This window comes from Streptomyces sp. WAC 04229, from assembly GCF_003947455.1.
Taxonomy (GTDB): Bacteria; Actinomycetota; Actinomycetes; order Streptomycetales; family Streptomycetaceae; genus Streptomyces.
Genome location: NZ_QHJH01000167.1, coordinates 1 through 15,552, shown reverse-complemented (window position 1 = coordinate 15,552; position 15,552 = coordinate 1). Strand labels below are relative to the sequence as shown.

General features: G+C 72.1%; 12 protein-coding genes. 9 read left to right on the top strand and 3 right to left on the bottom strand.

Going from position 1 to position 15,552, the window contains the following annotated elements; genetic code table 11:
* Nucleotides 1-454 (top strand): carbohydrate-binding protein (locus DMH12_RS40560; RefSeq protein WP_399189304.1); only part of this gene is annotated, 454 nt, incomplete at its 5' end.
* A 104-nt stretch (nucleotides 455-558) separates the two neighbouring features.
* Here the strand turns inward: DMH12_RS40560 and DMH12_RS30090 are convergent.
* Nucleotides 559-1,470, bottom strand: coding sequence for an AraC family transcriptional regulator (locus tag DMH12_RS30090; protein ID WP_125494584.1), 912 nt, complete (start codon nucleotides 1,468-1,470; stop codon nucleotides 559-561).
* 157 nt (nucleotides 1,471-1,627) lie between these two features.
* Here DMH12_RS30090 and tkt point away from each other — a divergent pair, with 157 nt between their 5' ends.
* The 7 genes from tkt to DMH12_RS30055 are packed head-to-tail and all read left to right on the top strand — an operon-like array spanning nucleotide 1,628 to nucleotide 11,649.
* Nucleotides 1,628-3,712 carry a transketolase gene (gene tkt, locus DMH12_RS30085; protein ID WP_125494583.1) on the top strand — a complete coding sequence of 695 codons (2,085 nt, stop codon included), beginning with the start codon at nucleotides 1,628-1,630 and terminating at the stop codon, nucleotides 3,710-3,712.
* A gap of 38 nt (nucleotides 3,713-3,750) precedes the next feature.
* On the top strand, nucleotides 3,751-4,896 hold the full coding sequence (tal, locus tag DMH12_RS30080; protein WP_125494582.1) for a transaldolase: 1,146 nt from the start codon (nucleotides 3,751-3,753) through the stop codon (nucleotides 4,894-4,896).
* Nucleotides 4,893-6,671, top strand: a complete 1,779-nt coding sequence (gene zwf / locus DMH12_RS30075) for a glucose-6-phosphate dehydrogenase (protein ID WP_125494581.1) — start codon at nucleotides 4,893-4,895, stop codon at nucleotides 6,669-6,671. Before tal ends, zwf begins: the two co-directional genes overlap by 4 nt.
* Nucleotides 6,668-7,603 (top strand): glucose-6-phosphate dehydrogenase assembly protein OpcA, encoded by a 936-nt coding sequence (opcA, locus tag DMH12_RS30070; RefSeq protein ID WP_125494580.1) that lies wholly within the window; start codon nucleotides 6,668-6,670, stop codon nucleotides 7,601-7,603. Before zwf ends, opcA begins: the two co-directional genes overlap by 4 nt.
* Nucleotides 7,596-9,248: a glucose-6-phosphate isomerase gene (pgi, locus tag DMH12_RS30065; RefSeq protein ID WP_125494579.1), complete on the top strand. Its 1,653-nt coding sequence runs from the start codon at nucleotides 7,596-7,598 to the stop codon at nucleotides 9,246-9,248. Before opcA ends, pgi begins: the two co-directional genes overlap by 8 nt.
* Before the next feature lies 1 nt (nucleotide 9,249).
* On the top strand, nucleotides 9,250-10,131 hold the full coding sequence (gene gnd / locus DMH12_RS30060; protein WP_125494578.1) for a phosphogluconate dehydrogenase (NAD(+)-dependent, decarboxylating): 882 nt from the start codon (nucleotides 9,250-9,252) through the stop codon (nucleotides 10,129-10,131).
* A gap of 57 nt (nucleotides 10,132-10,188) precedes the next feature.
* Entirely contained in the window at nucleotides 10,189-11,649 is a 1,461-nt protein-coding gene (locus DMH12_RS30055) for a membrane-associated oxidoreductase (protein ID WP_125494577.1), read from the top strand.
* Here the strand turns inward: DMH12_RS30055 and DMH12_RS30050 are convergent.
* Both DMH12_RS30050 and DMH12_RS30045 read right to left on the bottom strand, forming a co-directional pair.
* A complete protein-coding gene (locus tag DMH12_RS30050; protein WP_125494576.1) occupies nucleotides 11,636-13,441 on the bottom strand; it encodes a sugar phosphate isomerase/epimerase and 4-hydroxyphenylpyruvate domain-containing protein in 1,806 nt (601 codons plus the stop codon). The genes DMH12_RS30055 and DMH12_RS30050 overlap by 14 nt on opposite strands.
* Nucleotides 13,442-13,467: 26 nt before the next feature.
* The gene (locus tag DMH12_RS30045) at nucleotides 13,468-14,346 is read right to left on the bottom strand and encodes a shikimate dehydrogenase (protein WP_125494575.1); all 879 of its coding nucleotides are present in this window, start codon (nucleotides 14,344-14,346) and stop codon (nucleotides 13,468-13,470) included.
* Between the two features lie 348 nt (nucleotides 14,347-14,694).
* Between DMH12_RS30045 and DMH12_RS30035 the strand changes: the two genes are divergently transcribed.
* Complete coding sequence (locus DMH12_RS30035; protein WP_125494574.1) at nucleotides 14,695-15,360, top strand: TetR/AcrR family transcriptional regulator; 666 nt, start codon at nucleotides 14,695-14,697, stop codon at nucleotides 15,358-15,360.
* The last annotated feature ends 192 nt before the right edge of the window (nucleotides 15,361-15,552 follow it).

Below are 15,552 nucleotides of genomic sequence, written 5' to 3'. Positions count from 1 at the left end.
TCCCCCGGGCGCCGGGGTGGCGTCCGGAAGCCGCGGCGGGGGGCGTGGCAGGGAGGATCCCGCGCGCTCCTCGCGGCCGGACGCACCCCGCGCGGTTGCTCGCATTCGCGAGGTTCGCGACGTTCACGAGCTGAACTCCCGCACCCGGCCGGGACTTTCTCGGTCTGGACAGTCCCGTGCCCGCGGCGAAGTAGCGCACGGCCACGCAGTTCAGGGCCCGGTGGCGAGCGGTGCTCCGGCCGGTGCCAGCGGTCTGGTGGAGGTGCGCCTGGACAGCAGGACCAGTACGCCGGTCGGCAGCTTCGCCGTGGGCAGCACGGGCGGCTGGCAGTCGTGGCGCACGGTTCCGGCGAACATCGGGTCGGTGACGGGCACCCACGACGTGTATCTGACGTTCACCAGCGGCCAGCCCGCCGACTTCGTGAACGTGAACTGGTTCAGCTTCGGCCGCTGAGCCGCGAGCGGCCCGGCCACAACCCGGCACAAGCCCCCCGCAGGAGGGCGAAGGGGCTCCACACACCGTGGGGCCCCTTCGTCGTGCGCCCGCCGGCCGGCCGCTCAGCGCTGCTCGGCGCGGAAGGCCGCCGGCGTCTGGTCGGTGTGCTGCTGGAAGAACTTGGAGAAGTTCGCCGCGTCCGGGAAGCCGACCGCCGCGCCGACCCGGCCGATCGGCATCTCGGTGTGGGCGAGGAGCCGTCTGGCCTCCAGGACCACCCGCTTGTCGATGAACCCCTTGGGCGTCTCGCCGGTGGCGGCGCGCACCGCGCGGACCAGGGTGCGGCGGGAGTAACCGAGCGCGTCGGCGTAGGCGCTGACGCTGTGATTGGTGGCGAAGCCCCGCTCGACCGCCTCTCGGAACAGGGTGAAGGTCGTGTCCCACGGCGTGCCCGCCCGTCCCTCGCGGGCCGCCTGGGCGGAGCTGACGGCCAGGTGGGCCAGGCGGAGCAGGAACGCGGAGAGCGTGTGGCGCAGCACCGCGGTGTGCAGGCTGAGCGGCAGGGTCGTCGCGTCCTCGTACTCGCGCCGCAGTTGGCCGAGGGCGGCGGTCAGTCCGGCCAGCCGCGCCTCGTCGGGGCGGAGCAGCGGGGGGAGGTCGTAGCGGTAGAGGCCGGTGGCCTCCACGGTGGCGCGCGGCAGGAAACCGGGCTGCATGGTCAGCACGGTTCCGCGGTACTCGCTGTCCGGCGAGAAGCGGTGGACCTGTCCGGGCCGGATCCACAGCAGGTCGCCGGCCGTGGCCTCGTACTCGGTGAAGTCGATCATGTGCCGGACCGGGCCGCCGGTGAAGAGCATGACGACGTGGAAGTCGATGCGGTGGACGCGGTGCAGCGGGGCGTGCGCGTGCCAGGTGCGGCCCGCGCCCATGGGACCGATCTGCATACCGACGCCGAGGAGGCTGAGATCGACCGGGAAGGGAAACGTTCTGATCCCGTCGCCGTCGCCGCCGTCTTGACTGTTTTCGTCCGCCATGTCCTTCTCGTGTCGTCCCGCCCGTGCGCCCCGGGGCCGGGGCGTGTCCCAGTTTCACCACAGGCTGGCACAGGACGACCTTCCCTCTCAAAAGTCAGACTTTTAAGTTTGAACGCGTCAGGCCAGTTCTCTCGCTCCGATCGAGGATTTCTTGAAGATGAGCACGCAGACAGTGGACAGCGCGGACCGCTTCGCATGGACCGAACTCGACCGGCGTGCCGTCGACACCGCCCGCGTCCTGGCGGCAGATGCGGTGCAGAAGGTCGGGAACGGACACCCGGGCACGGCGATGGCCCTGGCCCCGGCGGCGTACACGCTCTTTCAGAAGGTGATGCGGCACGACCCCGCCGATCCGGAGTGGACCGGCCGTGACCGCTTCGTCCTCTCCCCCGGCCACACGTCACTGACCCTCTACACCCAGCTCTACCTCGCCGGGTACGAGGTGGAACTGGACGACCTCAGGGCCTTCCGCACGCACGGGTCCAAGACGCCCGGCCACCCCGAGTACGGGCACACCGCGGGCGTGGAGACGACGACCGGACCCCTCGGCCAGGGCGTGGCCAACGCGGTCGGCATGGCGATGGCCGCCCGCTACGAACGCGGCCTGTTCGACCCGGGGGCGCCCGCGGGCGAGTCCCCCTTCGACCACACCGTCTGGGCGATCGTCTCCGACGGAGACCTCCAGGAGGGCGTCTCCGCCGAGGCGTCCTCGCTCGCCGGGCACCAGCGGCTCGGCAACCTCGTCCTCCTCTACGACGACAACCACATCTCCATCGAGGGCGACACGGCGACCGCGTTCTCCGAGGACGTGCTGAAGCGGTACGACGCCTACGGCTGGCACGTGCACCGCGTCGAGCCCGCCGAGAACGGCGACGTCGACGTGCGCGCGCTGTACGAGGCGCTCACCGCGGCGCGGGCCGAGACCGGGCGCCCGTCCATCATCGCCATGCGCACGATCATCGCCTGGCCCGCCCCGAACGCCCGGAACACCGAGGCCTCCCACGGCTCCGCCCTGGGCGCGGACGAGGTCGCCGCCACCAAGCGCGTCCTCGGCTTCGACCCGGAGCGGTCATTCGAGGTCGCGGACGAGGTCCTGGCCCACACCCGCGAGGCCCTGGACCGGGGCGCCGAGGCACACGCCGCCTGGGACAAGCGGATCGCCATCTGGCGCGGCGAGCAGCCGGAACGTGCCGAGCTGTTCGACCGCGTGGTCGCCGGCCGGCTGCCCGACGGCTGGGAGGACACCCTGCCGGTGTTCGAGACCGGCAAGTCCGTCGCCACCCGCGCCGCGTCCGGCAGGGTGCTCCAGGCGCTCGGCCCGGTGCTGCCCGAGCTGTGGGGCGGCTCAGCCGACCTGGCCGGGTCGAACAACACGACGATCGACAAGACGTCGTCCTTCCTCCCCGAGGGCAACCCCCTCCCGGAGGCCGACCCGTACGGCCGCACGATCCACTTCGGCATCCGCGAGTTCTCGATGGCCGCGGAGATGAACGGCATCGCGCTGCACGGCAACACCCGCGTCTACGGCGGCACCTTCCTGGTCTTCTCCGACTACATGCGCAACGCGGTGCGCATGTCCGCGCTGATGCAGCTGCCGGTGACCTACGTGTGGACGCACGACTCCGTCGGCCTGGGCGAGGACGGCCCCACCCACCAGCCGGTCGAGCACCTCGCCGCGCTGCGCGCCATCCCCGGCCTGAACGTCGTCCGCCCGGCCGACGCCAACGAGACCGCGACCGCCTGGGCCGAGATCCTCCGGCGGCACGCCACCCACCCGGCCCCGCACGGCCTCGCCCTGACCCGCCAGGGCGTGCCGGTGTACGAGCCCAACCCGGACGCGGCGCGCGGCGGCTACGTCCTGGCCGAGGCGTCCACCGGCACCCCGGACGTCGTCCTGATCGCCACCGGATCCGAGGTCCAGCTCGCCGTTTGCGCGCGGGAGGCGCTGGAGGCGGAGGGCACGCCCACCCGGGTGGTGTCGATGCCGTCCGTCGAGTGGTTCGAGGAGCAGCCGCGCGCGTACCGCGAGAGCGTGCTGCCGCCGTCCGTGCGGGCCCGGGTGGCCGTGGAGGCCGGGATCGGCCTGACCTGGCACCGGTACGTGGGGGACGCGGGCCGCATCGTCTCCCTGGAGCACTTCGGCGCCTCCGCCGACGCCGAGACCCTGTTCGCCGAGTTCGGCTTCACCGCCGACCACGTGGCCGCCGCCGCCAGGGAATCCCTGGCCGCCGCCCGCGGCTGAGCCGACCGGATCCACCGGTCCGACCGCAGAAAGAGAAGATGATCATTGTGACCGAAGCAACCGCGACCGCGGGAGCACTCAAGCGCCTGGCCGACCAGGGCGTCTCCGTCTGGCTGGACGACCTGTCGCGGCGGCGGATCGACTCCGGCAACCTCGCCGAGCTGATCAGGACGAAGAACGTCGTCGGCGTGACCACCAACCCCTCGATCTTCCAGGCCGCCATCGGCTCCGGCGAGGGCTACGAGGAGCAGCTGGCCGACCTGGCGACCAGAGGCGTCACCGTGGACGAGGCGGTCCGCATGATGACCACCGCCGACGTCCGCGCCGCCGCCGACGTGCTGCGCGAGGTGTACGACGCGACCGGCGGCCGGGACGGCCGGGTCTCCATCGAGGTCGACCCGCGCCTGGCCCACGACACGCGGGCCACGATCGCCGAGGCCCGCCAGCTGGCCTGGCTGGTCGACCGCCCCAACGTGATGATCAAGATACCGGCGACCAGGGCCGGTCTCCCGGCGATCACCGAGGTCATCGGCGCCGGGATCAGCGTCAACGTCACGCTGATCTTCTCCCTGGAGCGCTACGGCGAGGTCATGGACGCCTACCTCGCCGGTCTGGAGAAGGCGCGGGCGGCCGGACTCGACCTGGCGGGCATTCACTCCGTCGCCTCCTTCTTCGTCTCCCGCGTCGACAGCGAGATCGACAAGCGCCTGACGCTGCTGGGCACCGAGGAGGCCCTCGCCCTGCGGGGGAAGGCGGCACTGGCCAACGCGCGACTGGCCTACGAGGCGTACGAGAACGTCTTCGCGGGGGACCGCTTCACCGCGCTGGCCGGGGCCCGCGCCAACGCCCAGCGTCCCCTGTGGGCGTCGACCGGGGTGAAGGACCCGGCATTCCGGGACACCCTGTACGTGGAGGAGCTGGTCGCTCCCGGCACCGTGAACACGATGCCGGAGGCCACCCTGGACGCCGCCGCCGATCACGGCGACGTCCGGGGCGACACGGTCACCGGCGGGTACGCCCAGGCGCGGGCGGATCTCGCGGCCGTGGAGCGGCTCGGTGTCTCGTACGACGAGGTGGTGGAGCAGTTGGAGCAGGAGGGCGTGGCCAAGTTCGAGAGCGCCTGGCAGGACCTGCTCGATGCCGTGACGAAGTCCCTCGACAGCAAGGGAGTTGACGGGGAATGAGCGAGGAGCTTCCCGCTACGACGGTCCACGAGACCAAGGCGACGAAGGAAGCCAAGGAGGCCCGCACGGCCCGGGAGGCCGCGGGACCGCTGCATGCCGAGGAGGCCGAGGAGTCCCAGGCCGCCGGAGCGGCGAAGGCGGCCGGGCCGGCCAAGGCTCCGCGGAGCGCGAAGAAGGCCGGGCCGGCCCGCGCCGCCAAGGGGGCGAAGGCGAAAGCGGCCGACGCGAAGGCCGTCACGCCCGTGGCACCGCTCGACTGGAGCAACCCCCTGCGCGATCCGCAGGACCGCCGTCTCCCCCGCATCGCCGGTCCCTCCGGACTGGTCATCTTCGGCGTCACCGGAGACCTCTCGCGCCGCAAGCTGATGCCGGCCGTGTACGACCTGGCCAACCGCGGCCTGCTGCCGCCCGGCTTCTCGCTGGTCGGCTTCGCCCGCCGGGACTGGGAGGACCAGGACTTCGCCGAGGTCGTGCACGACGCGGTCAAGGAGCACGCCCGGACGCCGTTCCGCGAGGAGGTCTGGCAGCAGCTCTCCGAGGGCATGCGGTTCATCCCCGGCGACTTCGACGACGACGACGCGTTCGAACAGCTGCGCAAGGCCGTGGCCGAGCTGGACGCCTCCCGCGGCACCAGCGGCAACTACGCCTTCTACCTCTCGGTGCCGCCGAAGTTCTTCCCGAAGGTCGTCCAGCAGCTCAAGAAGCACGGACTGACCGACGCCCCGGACGGCTCCTGGCGGCGCGCGGTGATCGAGAAGCCGTTCGGGCACGACCTGGACAGCGCCCGTGACCTGAACGCGCTGGTGCACGAGGTCTTCGACCCGGAGCAGGTCTTCCGCATCGACCACTACCTGGGCAAGGAGACCGTCCAGAACATCCTGGCGCTGCGGTTCGCCAACCAGATGTACGAGCCGATCTGGAACCGGTCCTACGTCGACCACGTGCAGATCACGATGGCCGAGGACATCGGCATCGGCGGCCGGGCCGGCTACTACGACGGCATCGGCGCCGCCCGCGACGTCATCCAGAACCACCTCCTGCAGCTGATGGCGCTCACCGCGATGGAGGAACCCGCCTCCTTCGACGCGGCGTCGCTGCTCACCGAGAAGCTGAAGGTGCTGAAGGCGGTACGGCTGCCGGAGGACCTCGGCGACCACACCGTGCGCGGCCAGTACGCGGGCGGCTGGCAGGGCGGCGCGCAGGTGCCGGGCTACCTGGAGGAGGAGGGCATCGACCCGGCCTCCACCACCGACACCTACGCGGCGATCAAACTGGGCGTCGACAACCGCCGCTGGGCGGGTGTCCCGTTCTACCTGCGTACCGGCAAGCGGCTGGGCCGCCGGGTCACGGAGATCGCGGTCGTCTTCCAGCGGGCCCCGCACTCCCCCTTCGACTCCACCGCGACGGAGGAGCTGGGCGAGAACGCGATCGTCATCCGCGTCCAGCCGGACGAGGGCATGACGGTGCGCTTCGGCTCCAAGGTGCCGGGCACGTCGATGGAGATCCGGGACGTGTCCATGGACTTCGCCTACGGCGAGTCGTTCACGGAGTCCAGCCCGGAGGCGTACGAACGGCTGATCCTGGACGTCCTTCTGGGCGACGCCAACCTGTTCCCGCGCCACCAGGAAGTGGAAGAGTCCTGGCGGATCCTCGACCCGATCGAGCAGTACTGGGACACGCACGGCAGGCCCGCCCAGTACGACTCGGGCGGCTGGGGGCCGCGGGAAGCCGACGAGATGCTCGCACGAGACGGACGGAGCTGGCGCAGGCCATGAGGATCGACCTGACCGACACCACGGCAAGCAAGGTCAACAAGGCGCTGGTCCAGGGCCGCCGGGCCATCGGCACCCCGGCCGTGGGCATGGTGCTCACGCTGGTCATCGTCACCGACGAGGAGAACGCCTACGACGCGATCAAGGCGGCCGAGGAGGCCTCGCACGAGCACCCCTCGCGCACCCTGGTCGTCATCAAGCGCCACCCCCGCAACCTGCGCGACCGCACCCGCTCCCACCTCGACGCCGAGGTCCGGGTCGGCTCCGAGGCCGGCACCGGTGAGACCGTCGTGCTGCGCATGTACGGGGAGGTGTCCGAGCACGCCGACTCGGTCGTCCTGCCGCTGCTGCTGCCGGACGCCCCGGTCGTCGTGTGGTGGCCGGTGGAGGCGCCGGACGACCCCGCGGGCGACCCCCTGGGCGCGCTGGCGCAGCGCAGGATCACCGACCTGTACGCGGTCGAGCGGCCGATGGAGGTCCTCGCCCGCCGGGTCCGCTGCTACGCGCCCGGCGACACCGACCTCGCCTGGACCCGGCTGACCCTGTGGCGGTCCATGCTGGCGGCCGCGCTGGACCAGGCGCGGGTGCCGGTGACCTCCGCGGTCGTCGAGGCCGAGGCGGACAACCCGGCGGCCGAGCTGCTGGCCCGCTGGCTGGAGGCGCGCCTCGGCGTCACCGTCGACCGTGTGGTCACCGACGGCCCGGTCGTCACGGCCGTCCGGCTCTCCACCGCGAACGGCGAGATCGTCATCGACCGGCCGGAGGGCCCGCTCGCCACGATGACCCTGCCCGGTCAGCCCCCGCGCTCCCTCGCACTGAAGGTGCGCGCCACCTCCGAACTGATCGCCGAGGAGCTCAGGCGCCTCGACGCCGACGAGATGTACGCCATCGCCCTGCGCGGCGAGGCCGGCAAGGAGACCCCCGTCCATGTCTGACTCCCCGAAGCTCAACCGGCGCCCCGAGTGGACCGCGCTCGCGGACCACCGCACGGACGCCATGGCGCGACCGGACCTGCGCGAGCTCTTCGCCGCCGATCCGGGGCGCGCCGAGCGGTACGTCGTGCGCGTCGGCGACCTGCGCATCGACTACTCGAAGCACCTCGTCACCGACGAGACGCTGGCCCTGCTCCAGGACCTGGCCGCCGCCACCGGCGTGTTCGGGCTGCGGGACGCCATGTTCCGCGGCGAGCGGATCAACATCACCGAGGACCGGGCGGTCCTGCACACCGCGCTGCGCGCCCCGCGGGACGCGGTCGTCGAGGTCGACGGCGAGAACGTCGTGCCGAAGGTGCACGCCGTCCTCGACAAGATGGCCGCCTTCTCCGACAAGGTGCGCTCCGGCGAGTGGACCGGTCACAGCGGCCGGCGCATCCGCAACGTCGTCAACATCGGCATCGGCGGCTCCGACCTCGGCCCGGCGATGGCCTACGAGGCGCTGCGGGCCTTCACCGACCGCTCGCTGACCTTCCGGTTCGTGTCCAACGTGGACGGCGCGGACCTGCACGAGGCGGTGCGGGACCTGGACCCGGCCGAGACGCTGTTCATCGTGGCGTCCAAGACGTTCACGACCATCGAGACGATCACGAACGCGACCTCGGCGCGCTCCTGGCTGCTCGACGCCTACGACGGCGACGAGAAGGCCGTCGCGAAGCACTTCGTGGCGCTGTCGACCAACGCGGAGAAGGTCTCCGGGTTCGGGATCGACACGGCCAACATGTTCGAGTTCTGGGACTGGGTCGGCGGCCGGTACTCCTACGACTCGGCGATCGGCCTGTCCCTGATGATCGCCATCGGGCCGGACCGCTTCCGGGAGATGCTCGACGGCTTCCGCATCGTCGACGACCACTTCCGCAACGCCGAGGCCCCGGCCAACGCGCCGCTGCTCCTCGGTCTGCTGGGCGTCTGGTACGGCAACTTCCTCGACGCGCAGTCGCACGCGGTGCTGCCGTACTCGCACTACCTGTCGAAGTTCACCGCGTACCTCCAGCAGCTCGACATGGAGTCGAACGGCAAGTCCGTCGACCGCGAGGGCGGCGAGGTGGAGTGGCAGACCGGGCCGGTGGTCTGGGGCACGCCCGGCACGAACGGGCAGCACGCCTACTACCAGCTGATCCACCAGGGCACCAAGCTGATCCCGGCGGACTTCATCGGCTTCGCCCGGCCGGTCGGCGAGCTGAGCGAGCAGCTGAAGGCCCAGCACGACCTGCTGATGGCCAACTTCTTCGCCCAGACCCAGGCCCTCGCCTTCGGCAAGACCCCGGACGAGGTGCGCGCCGAGGGAGTGCCGGAGGAACTGGTCCCGCACAAGACGTTCCGCGGCAACCACCCCACCACCACCGTCCTGGCCACCGAGCTGACCCCGTCCGTCCTCGGCCAGCTGATCGCGCTGTACGAGCACAAGGTGTTCGTACAGGGCGCCGTCTGGAACATCGACTCCTTCGACCAGTGGGGCGTCGAACTCGGCAAGGTGCTCGCCAAGCGCGTCGAACCCGCCCTGACCGAGGGGGCGGACGTACCCGGCCTCGATCCGTCCACGGCCGCGCTGGTGGCCGCCTACCGCGAACTGAAGGAAGTGCACTGACATGCAGATCGGTCTTGTGGGTCTCGGCAAGATGGGCGGCAACATGCGCGAGCGTCTGCGCAACGCCGGCCACACCGTCGTCGGATACGACACCAATCCCGAGCGGGCCGACGTGAACAGCCTGGTCGACATGGTCGAGCAGCTGGACCGGCCGCGCGCGGTCTGGGTGATGGTCCCGGCGGGCGCCGCCACCCAGCACGTCATCGACCAGCTGGGCACGCTGCTCCGGCACGGCGACACCGTCATCGACGGCGGCAACTCCCGCTGGACGGACGACGAGCGGCACGCCGAGGAACTGGCCAAGCACGGCGTCAACTTCGTCGACGCCGGCGTCTCGGGCGGGGTGTGGGGCCTGAAGAACGGCTACGCCCTGATGGTCGGCGGCGAGAAGGAGCACGTCGACGACCTCAAGCCGATCTTCGACGCGCTCAAGCCCGACGGCCCCTACGGGTTCGTGCACGCCGGCAAGGTCGGTGCCGGGCACTTCTCCAAGATGGTCCACAACGGCATCGAGTACGCCATGATGCAGGCGTACGCCGAGGGCTGGGAGCTGCTGGAGAAGGTCGACTCCGTGGACAACGTCCGCGAGGTCTTCCGCTCCTGGCAGGACGGCACCGTGATCCGTTCCTGGCTCCTCGACCTGGCCGTCAACGCCCTCGACGAGGACCACCACCTGGAGAAGCTGCGCGGCTACGCGGACGACTCCGGAGAGGGCCGCTGGACCGTCGAGGCCGCCATCGACAACGCGGTGCCGCTGCCGGCGATCACGGCCTCCCTCTTCGCGCGGTTCGCGTCCCGGCAGGACGACTCCCCGCAGATGAAGATGATCGCCGCGCTGCGCAACCAGTTCGGCGGGCACGCCGTGGAGGCGTCGAAGAAGTAGCGCGCCGCGCCGGCAACACGTTGACGCGACCGGCCGGTTCGGGTCAGAGTCCCCGCGATGGAGATCAACGACCTGACACCGGCCGAGGCGCGCGTCTGGCGGGCGTTCGCCACGGGCACGAAGGTGGACTTCCGCGCCGCGGACGACGAGGACCCCGCCGACGGCGCCTCCTGGGGGCCGGAACGGAGCGTGCGGGCGGCGGTGTTGCGCGCCCTGCTGCTCGACGGGCCCCGGGAGGACGGCGAGGTGCCCGCGCTGAGCCTGGCCGGCGCCCGCGTCACCGGGCGCCTGGAGCTGCAGTACGCCGAGGTCGGCCACCCCGTGCGGTTACGGCACTGCCACTTCGACGAGGCGCCGCGGTTCTACGCGGCGCGGCTGCGCGAGCTGAACCTGAGCGAGTCCGTGCTGCCCGGCCTGATCGGGCACGCCGCGCGGGTGGACGGCGTACTGCGGCTGACCCGCGCCCGGTTCGAGGGGATGGTGCGGCTCGGCGGGGCGGAGGTCACCGGCAGCGTGTACCTGGAGAGCACCCGGATCCACGCCCCGGACGCCGAGGGCCCGGTGCTCCAGCTGAACCAGGCGGTGCTCGCGGCCGACCTGTGGGCGCCGGGCCTGCACGCGCGGGGCGAGGTACGCCTCAACGGGGCCCGGGTGACCGGGACGGTCAACCTCACCGAAGCGGTACTCGACCGGCCGGGCGGCACCGCCCTCCAGGCCGAGACGCTCACGACCGAGGCCGACGTCCTGATGCGGCACGCGGAGGTCCGGGGCCGGCTGGAGCTGCGCGGCGCGCGGATACCCGGCCGGCTTGACCTGTCGCACGCCCGGCTGGCCAACCCCGGGGGCACCGCGCTGCGCGCCAGCAGTTGCGTGATCGGTGAACTCTGGCTGCGCGAGGGCCCGGTGGTGCGGGGCGCGCTCAACCTGCGCCGCGCCCAGGTGGACGTGCTCTTTCTGCAGCCGGACGTCGTGGCGGACTGGGTCCAGCTCAACGACCTCACCTACACGTCGCTCATCCCCCACGAGCCCGCCGAGCGGCGGCTGCCGATGCTGGAGATGGGCGACAGCTACCTCCCCTTCACCTACGAGCAGTTGACCGCCGCGTACCGCCGGATCGGCGACGACGACGCGGCCCGGGTGGTGCAGCTCGCCAAGCAGCGACGGCGGCGCCGCACCCTGCCCTGGTACGGCCGCCTGTGGGGACACCTCCAGGACGTCACGGTCGGCTACGGTTTCCGGCCGCTGCGCGCGGGCGGCTGGCTGCTGTCGCTGCTGGCGGTCGGCTCCCTCGCGTACGGGCTGCACCACCCGCCGCCGCTCAAGCCGCAGGAGGCCCCCGACTTCAACCCGGTGTTCTACACGCTCGACCTGCTGCTCCCGGTGATCTCCTTCGGCCAGGAGAACGCCTTCTCGCCCGAGAACTGGTACCAGACCCTGTCCTATGTCCTGATCATCACGGGCTGGATCCTGGCCACGACGGTGATCACCGGCCTGACCCGCACCGTCAGCCGCCAGTGAGCCCCCGCGCCGCATGCTGGGCGGCCAGCCGTACCGGAGCGTTGGCCGCGCCGTACCCGCGGTGGCCGCCGTCGCGCTGGACGAGTTCGAAGAAGACCCGGCCGACGGTGCGGGTGTAGCAGTGCCGGAACTCCCCGTACGCGTCGCGGTCGTAGAGGATGCCCAGCTCCCGGTACGTCTCCAGCTCGCCGTCGGCGAACTCGAAGCGGGCCGCGAGATCGTCGTGGTAGTTGGCGGGGATCGGCAGCAGCGTGCCGCCGGCGGCACGGAAGGCTCGGGCGGCGGCGACCACGTCGTCGGTGGCCAGGGCGATGTGCTGGGCGTGCGCGGTGTCGTCGACGGGTGCAGCGCCGACCGTCAGGACGATCCGGACGGCGCCGTCGTCCGTGCTGACGGCGCGGCTGCGCAGCAGCCCGTAGGGGTCGGCGACGTCCACGCTCTCCTGCGGGCGCAGCCCGAGGACGCCGCGGTGGAAGAGCGCCGCCTCGTCGAACTGGTGCCAGGGCTGGGTGAGGGAGAGGTGGTCCACGCGCCACGCGGCGTCGGCCCCGGCCGCGGCCCCGGTGTCCTCGAAGTCCGCCCGCCAGTCGGGCAGTCCGGGGCGCCCGGTGGCGCAGAAGAACAGCTCCGTGCCGTCGGGAGCGGCCACCGCCTCCAGCGGGGTGTCGCCCGGCGCGCGACGGCGCGGCAGCACGGGGGCGAGCAGTGCCTCGGCGCGTCGGGCCGCGCCCCGCGGGTCCGGCGACTCCAGGCCGACGGCGGCCAGCCGGGTGCCGTCGCGGCGTTCGGCGGGACCGGTGTTGACCAGGACCCGGGCCCCGCCGCGCTGCCAGAGGTCGACGGGTTTGCCCCGGTGCCGCGCGGTGCGGGCGAAGCCCAGCGCGCCGAGCACCGCCGAGACGGGCGCGGCGTCGGGCGTGACCAGCTCGGCGAAGGCGACCCCGGTGGGGGCGGCGGGCGCGGGCGGGGCCGCGAGCCCGACGCTCTCCTGGAGGGTGAGCAGGGAGCGCCGGGCGTCCACGGCGGTGGGTCCGGCCTCGGACTGCCGGAAGACGTCGTTGAAGACCTCCAGCGACAGGGGGCCGGTGTAGCCGGCGCGCAGGACGTGGCGCAGCAGTCCGGCGACGTCGAAGCCGCCCTGGCCGGGGAAGCAGCGGTAGTGGCGGCTCCACTGCAGGACGTCCATCGCGAGCAGCGGGGCGTCGGCGAGCTGGAGGAAGAAGATCTTGTCGCCGGGGATGTCCCCGATTCCCTCGAGGTCCTTGGGGTCACGCGCGCGGGAGAGGATGTGGAAGCTGTCCAGGCAGGTGCCGAGCGCGGGGTGGTCCGCGCGCCGGACCACGTGCCAGGCGTGGTCCCAGGTGCTGATGTGGCGGCCCCAGGCGAGCGCCTCGTAGGCGACGCGCACCCCGTGCTCCCCGGCCAGGTCGGCCAGCCGGCTGAGCTGCGCGGCGGCGAGGTCGTCGTCGTCCACGGCGTGCGGGGAGACGCTGGAGCAGACCAGGACGGTGTCCGTGCCGAGCCTGTTCATCAGCTCGAACTTGTGCCGGGCGCGGCGCAGCGCGCGGGCGAACTCCTCCTCGGGCAGCGCCTCGACGTCCCGCATCGGCTGGTAGAGGTCGATGGTCAGGCCGAGGTCGGCGCAGCGGGCGCGGATCTCCTCGGGGGTCAGCGGGCTGGCCAGCAGGTCGTTCTCGAAGATCTCCACGCCGTCGAAGCCGGCCCGGGAGGCGGCCGTGAGCTTCTCGGTGAGGGATCCGCTGAGGGAGACGGTGGCGATGGACGTCCGCACGTCGGTACCTCTTCCTACTCGGGTCCTTACTTGGGGGCGGCCACGGCACCGGCCAGGCCGGTGATGTCGGCGAGCATCCGCACGGCGTCGGGTTCCCGCCCGGTGAACAGCCGGAACGCGTCCACGGCCTGGAAGACGGCCATGCCGCCGCCGTCGAGGGTGGCGCAGCCCAGCGCGCGGGCGGCGCGCAGCAGCTCGGTCTCCAGCGGGCGGTAGACGACCTCGGCGACCCACAGCCCGGGGTGCAGCAGTCCGGCGGGCAGCGGCAGTCCGGGGTGGGCGGCCATGCCGGTGGGGGTCGCGTGCACGATGCCGTCGGCACCGGTCAGCAGGCCGGGCAGCGCGTCCGGGCCTGCGCAGGCGGCGCGCCCGTCGCCGAAGTGCCCGTTCAGCTGGGCGGCGAGGGCGGCGGCCCGTTCGGGCAGCGCGTCGACGACGGTCACGCGTCCGGCGCCCAGCGTGAGCGTGGCGTGGGCGACGGCCGCGCCCGCCCCGCCGGCGCCGAGCTGCACGATCCGCTCCAGCGGCGCGTCGGACAGCCCGCGGGCGAAGGACGCGGCGAAACCGGTGACGTCGGTGTTGTGGCCGGTCGCGCGGCCGGCGTCGTCGAAGACGACGGTGTTCACCGCGCCGAGCGCCTCGGCCTGCGGGGCGAGCGCGTCCAGGTGCTCGATGACGAGCTGCTTGCACGGGTGGGTGATGTTCAGCCCGTCGAAGCCCAGGTCCCGGGCCGCGCGCACCAGGTCGCCCACCGCCTCCGGCGGGACACCGAGGCGGTCGATGTCGATCAGCCGGTACAGGTAGCGCAGGCCCTGCCGGCCGGCCTCCCGCTCGTGCAGTGCCGGACTGAGCGACGGGCCGATGCCGGAACCGATCAGTCCGACGAGAAACGAGTCCTTGGCCACCGGGGACGACCTCCTGAGCGGCTCGGGCTCTGCTGCCCGAGGAAGCAATGTACGAACCAGTACGTTAGTCATAGCAGGAGGGCGGGGCGTGAGGGAAGGCGGAGGCTTCTACAATCACCGGCACGCCCCAGCACGAAGTCCCGCCCCTGGGGCCTGTCTGACCATTCCCGTCGTCGCCCGGAGGGCGGCCTCGCGGCGTCAGGTGCGTGCTCTCGGCGTGCCGGGCGTAGAGCCTCGTACTGGATGTACTTGGCTCTGCGCCCGGTGCGGCGAGAGTGCGTGCATGGCGTCGCGGGGCAGACGGGAATGGTCAGACAGGCCCCAGCCGCCCGCAGCCGAAGGAATCCGATGACCAGCGTCGACGAACCGGCACGAACCGGCACACGCACCCGCGACGCCGCCCGCACCCGGGCCGAGATCCTCGACGTGGCGACGCGGGAGTTCGCCCGGGCCGGCTACGACGGGGCCCGGGTCGACGAGATCGCGGCCCGCACCCGCACCACCAAGCGGATGATCTACTACTACTTCGGCGGCAAGGAGCAGCTGTTCACGGCCGTGCTGGAGCGGGCGTACGGCGTGATCCGGGAGGCCGAGCAGCAGCTCGACGTCGACCACCTGGACCCGGTGGCGGCCATCCGGCGCCTCGCCGAGGTGACCTTCGACCACCATGAGCGGCACCCGGACTTCATCCGCCTGGTCAGCATCGAGAACATCCACGACGCCGAGCACATCGCGTCCTCGGAGATGCTGGCCAGCATCGGCTCCCCGGCGCTCGACGTGATCCGCCGGATCCTGGACGAGGGGCAGCGGTCCGGCCTCTTCACGGCCGACGTCGACGCCGTCGACCTGCACGCGATGATCAGCTCCTTCTGCTTCTTCCGGGTCGCCAACCGGCACACCTTCGGCGCCCTGTTCGGGCGCGACCTGGTCGCGCCGGACCAGCGCGAGCACTACCGGGCGATGCTGGGCGACATGGTGATCGCCTATCTGACGGCGGAGCGCGCGGCGGACTGAACGCGGGCGCCTCGGGACGACGGGACCCCTTGACACGTGGGAAACCTGCGCGCAACATCCCTTCCCAACCGCGACTAACTACCCAGTGGGTTAATTAGCCGAGCGGCCGGCGGCACCCCCTGCGCCGTCCTCCCCTCCGCTCACTCCGCCTACGGTGGAGTCCCCCGAAGGAGCAAGCCGTGTCCGTCCCCG

Coding starts and splice junctions, on each gene's coding strand:
- DMH12_RS30090 (WP_125494584.1), bottom strand. CDS start 1,470: ATGGCGGACGAAAACAGTCAAGACGGCGGCGACGGCGACGGGATCAGA.
- pgi (WP_125494579.1), top strand. CDS start 7,596: ATGTCTGACTCCCCGAAGCTCAACCGGCGCCCCGAGTGGACCGCGCTC.
- DMH12_RS30055 (WP_125494577.1), top strand. CDS start 10,189: ATGGAGATCAACGACCTGACACCGGCCGAGGCGCGCGTCTGGCGGGCG.
- opcA (WP_125494580.1), top strand. CDS start 6,668: ATGAGGATCGACCTGACCGACACCACGGCAAGCAAGGTCAACAAGGCG.
- gnd (WP_125494578.1), top strand. CDS start 9,250: ATGCAGATCGGTCTTGTGGGTCTCGGCAAGATGGGCGGCAACATGCGC.
- tal (WP_125494582.1), top strand. CDS start 3,751: ATGATCATTGTGACCGAAGCAACCGCGACCGCGGGAGCACTCAAGCGC.
- tkt (WP_125494583.1), top strand. CDS start 1,628: ATGAGCACGCAGACAGTGGACAGCGCGGACCGCTTCGCATGGACCGAA.
- zwf (WP_125494581.1), top strand. CDS start 4,893: ATGAGCGAGGAGCTTCCCGCTACGACGGTCCACGAGACCAAGGCGACG.
- DMH12_RS30035 (WP_125494574.1), top strand. CDS start 14,695: ATGACCAGCGTCGACGAACCGGCACGAACCGGCACACGCACCCGCGAC.